The 5,718-nt window shown below is 71.0% G+C and carries 5 protein-coding genes; all 5 read left to right on the top strand.

What is annotated here, in order from left to right; translation table 11 throughout:
- Window positions 1-1,090: iron chelate uptake ABC transporter family permease subunit (locus B2U11_RS06125; protein ID WP_292070618.1), on the top strand; the 1,090-nt coding region annotated here is incomplete at its 5' end.
- Entirely contained in the window at window positions 1,087-1,737 is a 651-nt protein-coding gene (locus B2U11_RS06120) for an ATP-binding cassette domain-containing protein (protein WP_292070617.1), read from the top strand. The genes B2U11_RS06125 and B2U11_RS06120, both read left to right, overlap by 4 nt.
- 81 nt (window positions 1,738-1,818) lie before the next feature.
- Window positions 1,819-2,970 (top strand): asparaginase, encoded by a 1,152-nt coding sequence (locus tag B2U11_RS06115; RefSeq protein ID WP_292070616.1) that lies wholly within the window; start codon window positions 1,819-1,821, stop codon window positions 2,968-2,970.
- 144 nt (window positions 2,971-3,114) lie between these two features.
- Window positions 3,115-5,454 carry an NADP-dependent malic enzyme gene (locus tag B2U11_RS06110; RefSeq protein WP_292070615.1) on the top strand — a complete coding sequence of 780 codons (2,340 nt, stop codon included), beginning with the start codon at window positions 3,115-3,117 and terminating at the stop codon, window positions 5,452-5,454.
- Between the two features lie 37 nt (window positions 5,455-5,491).
- Window positions 5,492-5,718: SAM-dependent methyltransferase (locus tag B2U11_RS06105; protein ID WP_292070614.1), on the top strand; the 227-nt coding region annotated here is incomplete at its 3' end.

The following is a 5,718-nucleotide window of genomic DNA, read 5'->3' as shown; positions in this document are numbered from 1 at the left end:
CATGGCTGAGCCGCTCGCGACCGCCCCGGGCCGCCTCCCCGCCCCGCCCGGCGGCGCCACCGCGGCCGGGCCCGTCGACGCCGACGCCCCGCGCCGGTCCGGCGCGTTCGTCATCGCCGCCGACCGCCGGAGGTATGCGGTCGTCGTCGCCGTGCTGGCCGCCGTCGCCGTGCTCTCCACCGCCGGGGTCCTGCTGTGGGGCAACGAGGCCGAACCCGGCTCGCGCGCGTTCTGGATGATCGCGCGGATGCGCGTGGAGTCCCTGGGCGTGATCGGGATCGTGGCGCTGTGCCACTCCTTCGCGACCGTCAGCTTCCACACGGTGACGGGCAACCGCATCATCACGCCCTCGATCATGGGGTTCGAGGCGCTCTACACCGCCGTGTCGACCGTCGCCGTGTACGTGCTGGGGGCCGCCGGCGTCGCGGTGCTGACCGGGGTGGGGCCGTTCCTCGCCCAGGCCGCGCTCATGGTGGCGCTGGCGACGGCCCTCTACTCGTGGCTGCTCTCCCGGCCCTACGGCAGCGTCCATCTGATGCTGCTCGTGGGCGTGGTGCTGGGCGGCGCGGCGATCTATCACGGGGAACTGCATGCCCGACCGGAGCACCCGAACTCGTTCGACCTGCTGAGCGCGCGGCTCTTCGGCAACATCTCCAACGCCCGGACCGAGTACGTGGCGATCGCCGCGCCCATCGCCGTCGTCGTGTGCGCGCTGCTGTGGCTGCGCTCCCGCCGCCTGAACACGGTGGCGCTCGGCGCCGACGCCGCGACCAACCTGGGCCTGCACCACCGGCGCGAGCTCATGGTGACGCTGCTGCTGGTCTCCGTGCTGATGGCCATGACCACCGCGCTCGTGGGCCCGATGACGTTCCTCGGCTTCCTCGTGGCGACGCTGGCGTACAGCCTCGTCGACACCCACGACCACCGGTTCATCCTCCCGGTGGCGGCGCTGGCCGGGTACGCGGTGCTCACGAGCGCCTACTTCGTGCTGCGGCACGTGTTCTACGCGGGAGGTGCGGTCACGGTGGTCATCGAGCTGATCGGCGGCATCACCTTCCTGGTCGTCGTGATGAGAAAGGGACGTCTGTGATCGAGCTGCGCGGCGTGGTGAAGCGCCACAGCGACGAGGTGTGCATCGGACCCGTGGACCTGGACATCCAGGCCGGGGGAGTGACCGCGCTCGTGGGGCCCAACGGGGCGGGCAAGTCCACGCTGCTGACGATGATCGGCCGGCTGCAGGACGCCGACGCCGGGACGATCGCCGTGGGCGGGCACGACATCACCACGACGCCGTCCCGGAAGATCGCGCAGACCCTGTCCATCCTGCGGCAGGAGAACCACTTCGTGACGCGGCTGACCGTGCGGCAGCTCGTGGGGTTCGGACGCTACCCGTACACGCGCGGGCGACTGACCCTGGAGGATGAGCGGCACGTGTCCGACGCGATCGACTTCCTCAACCTCGGCCCGTTCGAGAACCGGTACCTCGACCAGCTCTCGGGCGGCCAGCGGCAGCGCGTGAACATCGTGCGCGCGCTCATGGCCTCCCCGACGCTGCTGCTCGTGGACGAGCCCACCTCCGCGCTGGACCGCGAGCGCTCGGCCGCCGTCGTGGACCTGCTGGGCACGCTGACCCGCGAGGAGCAGGTGGCGACGCTCATGGTCACGCACGACCACGAGTTCCTCTCCGCCACGGACCGCACCCTGACCATGGTGGACGGGCGGCTCTCCACGGAGTGAGCCGGTGACGTCGCCGGACCCGACCCGGCCCACCGGCCCCGGACGCCCGGCGCGTCCGGGGCCCTCGCTACCCTGGAACGCATGACCCACGCCACCATCGCCCCCGCGGGCGAGACCTTCGCCCTGTCCGACGCCGTCGAGCTCGTGGAGACCGTCCGCAACGGCTTCGTCGAGTCCCGGACGGCGGGCGCCGCCGTCGTGACGGGCCCGGACGGGCGGATGCTGGCCGCCCTCGGCCCCGCGGACGCCCTGATCTACCCGCGGTCCACGCTGAAGCCGTTCCAGGCCATCGCGTCGCTGCGCCACGGGGCGGCGCTGGCAGGTGAGGCCCTGTCCATCGCGTGCGGCTCGCACCGGGGCACGCTCCGGCACCAGGCGCTGGCCGAGCGCATGCTCGCGGACGCCGGCCTCGACGCGTCCGCCCTGCGGTGCCCGCCGGCCTGGCCCGCGGACACCTCCGAGGTCGTGGCCCAGGTCCGCGCCCTGGTCGATCAGGGGGTCAGGGAGGTGGTGCTGACCGGCGTCGACCTGACCAGCTGGGGCGCCGACCTGCCCGGCGCGCCGCCGCTGGGGCGGCTGGTCCAGCGCATCCTGAAGCTGGTTCCCGACCTGCCGCGCCTGCGCCTGTCGTCGATCGACGCCGCCGAGATCGACGACGCCCTGCTGGACGCTTTCGCCACGTCCGAACGGCTGATGCCCTATCTGCACCTGTCGCTGCAGCACGGCGACGACCTGATGCTGAAGCGGATGAAGCGGCGCCACCTGCGCGCCGACGCCCTGGCCCTGGTCGCGCGCGTCCGCGCCGTGCGGCCCGATGTCGCCTTCGGCGCCGACCTGATCGCCGGCTTTCCCACCGAGAGCGAGGGGGCCTTCGCCAATCTGCTGTCGCTGGTCGACGAAGCCGGCCTGGCCTTCGTCCACGCCTTTCCCTACAGCCCCCGCCCCGGCACGCCGGCCGCGCGGATGCCCCAACTGCCGCGACCGACGGTCAAGGCCCGGGCGGCGGCCCTGCGCCAGGCAGGCGAGCGCGCCCTGGACCGGCATCTGCGGGCCCAGGTCGGCCGCACCGTGCAGGCTTTGGTTGAGAACGGCGGCCAGGCCCGCGCGCCGGATCATTCGCCGATCGTCTTCGAGGGCGCGCCCGGCGCGCTGGCAACCCTGATCCTGAGCGGCGTGGACAGCGCGCGCCTGACCGCGACGCCGGCCGTTGGCGGAAATCCGCACGCCGGCTGAGGCCTGGATCACCTTTTCCGCACAGGCGGGGGCGTTTCGGCCCCCGCGCGGCGACCTCAGGGCCTGTATGGTTGTCGCGCCCCGCCCGCCGCTCTAGGAACGAAGGACCAATCAGAAACGCCGCGCCGGAAACGCCCCGAAGCCATGCCCGACCAGACCGACAAACAGACCTTCTCCGACGAAGAGGCGCTGGACTTCCACCGCATCCCGACGCCGGGCAAGATCTCGATGGCCCCGACCAAGCCGATGGCGACCCAGCGCGACCTGTCGCTGGCCTATTCGCCGGGCGTGGCCGTGCCGGTGCGCGCCATCGCCGAGGACCCGGACCTGGCCTACGACTACACGTCCAAGGGCAATATGGTCGCCGTCATCTCCAACGGCACCGCCATCCTGGGCCTGGGCAACCTGGGCCACATGGCCTCCAAGCCGGTGATGGAGGGCAAGAGCGTCCTGTTCAAGCGCTTCGCCGACGTCGACAGCTTCGACGTGGAGGTCAAGACCACCGACCCGGACGAGTTCGTCACCGTGGTCAAGAACATCGGCGACACCTGGGGCGGCATCAATCTGGAGGACATCAAGTCCCCGGAATGCTTCGTCATCGAGAGCGAGCTGCAGGATCTGCTGGACATTCCCGTCTTCCACGACGACCAGCACGGCACCGCCATCATTTCGACCGCCGGCCTGATCAACGCCGTCCACATCGCCGGCAAGAAGATGGACGAGGTCAAGGTGGTGCTGTCCGGCGCCGGCGCGGCGGGCCTGTCGTCCATCGCCCTGATGAAGGCCGCCGGCGTGAGGGCCGAGAACACCGTGATCTGCGACCGCGACGGCGTTGTCTACAAGGGCCGCGAGCACGGCATGGACCAGTGGAAGGCCGCCCACGCCACCGACACGCCGTTCCGCACGATGGCCGAGGCCATGGTCGGCGCCGACGTGGTGCTGGGTCTTAGCGCGAAGGGCGCGATCACCAAGGAGATGGTGGCCTCCATGGCCCCCAATCCGATCATCTTCGCCATGGCCAACCCCGATCCCGAGATCACGCCCGAGGACGTCAAGTCGGTGCGGTCGGACGCCATCATCGCCACCGGACGGTCCGACTACGTCAACCAGGTCAATAACGTCCTGGCCTTCCCCTATCTGTTCCGCGGCGCCCTGGACGTGCGCGCGCGCCGGGTGAACCACGAGATGAAGGTGGCCTGCGCCCAGGCGCTGGCGGCGCTGGCGCGCGAGGACGTGCCCGACGAGGTCGCCGCCGCCTATCGGGGACGCAAGCTGAAGTTCGGCCCCGACTACATCATCCCGACGCCGTTCGACCCGCGCCTGATCTGGTACATCCCGCCCTTCATCGCCCAGGCGGCGATGGACACGGGCGTGGCGCGCCGGCCGATCGAGGACATGGATGCCTATCGCCACAGCCTGCGTTCGCGCGTCGATCCGTCCGCCGCCCTGATGCAGAAGATCACCTCGGCGGTGCGCGGCGGCCCCAACAAGCGCGTCGTCTTCGCCGAGGGCGAGGAGCCGGCCGTCATCCGCGCCGCCTGGGCCTTCAAACAGGCCGAACTGGGCACCCCGATCCTGGTCGGCCGCGAGGATCTGATCCACCAGAACGCCGCCGAGGCGGGCCTGAGCTTCGACGAACTGGGCATAGAGATCACCAACGCGCGGGTCTCCGGCTGCAACGCCGAATACACCGACTGGCTGTACGAGAAGCTGCAACGCCGGGGCTATCTGCGCCGCGACGTGCAGCGGATGATCAACCAGGACCGCAACTATTTCGCCGCCACCCTGGTCGCCCAGGGCCGCGCCGACGCCATGGTCGCGGGCGTGACCCGCAACTTCAACATGGCGCTGAAGGAGGTCCAGCGCGTGCTGGACGTGGACGACACCCTGATCGGCCTGTCGATCCTGCTGGCCAAGGGACGCACCCTGTTCGTGGCCGACACCTCCATCCACGAACTGCCCGACGCCCAGGAACTGGCCGAGATCGCCATCAAGGCCGCCGACACCGTGCGCCGCCTGGGCCGCAATCCGCGCGTCGGCTTCCTCAGCTACTCCACCTTCGGCAACCCCCCCGGCGACCGGGGCGAGAAGGTGCGCGAGGCGATCCGCATCCTGGACAGAAAGGGCCTCGATTTCGAATACGAAGGCGAGATGCCGCCCGAGGTGGCGCTGGACCCCAAGGGACACCCGGCCTACGCCTTCAACCGCCTGAGCAGGCCGGCCAACACCCTGGTCATGCCCGCCATCCATTCGGCCGCCATCTCGACCAAGCTGGTCCAGGCGCTGGGCGGCGCGACCCTGATCGGGCCGCTGCTGGTGGGCCTGGAAAAGCCGGTTCAGATCGTGTCGCTGGGGGCCTCGGTCAACGAGATCCTGACCGGCGCCACCTTCGCGGCCTACGACGCCGGCCCCGCGTTCCAGGGCACGGGCCTGACCTCGGCGCCGCCGCCGCCGGCCGCCCTGGCCGAGCGGGACGCGGACTGAGCTTGAACCGGGCGTTCCCGGCGCGCAGGCTGAGCGCATGACCGAGGCCGCGCTTTTTCCGCCCGCCGCCCCGCCGCTCCGGCGGGTCGAGCCGGGCCTGTATCTGGTCGCCACCCCGATCGGGAACCTGCGCGACATGACGCTGAGGGCGCTGGACGTGCTGGCGGCGGCCGACCTGGTGCTGGCCGAGGACACCCGCGTCACCGCCAAGCTGCTGTCGGCCTATGGGCTGAAGGCCAGGCTGGAGCGCTGCGACGACCACGC

It is taken from the genome of Brevundimonas sp. UBA7534 (assembly GCF_002479325.1).
Classification (GTDB): domain Bacteria; phylum Pseudomonadota; class Alphaproteobacteria; order Caulobacterales; family Caulobacteraceae; genus Brevundimonas.
This window is presented reverse-complemented; position numbering and strand designations above follow the sequence as displayed.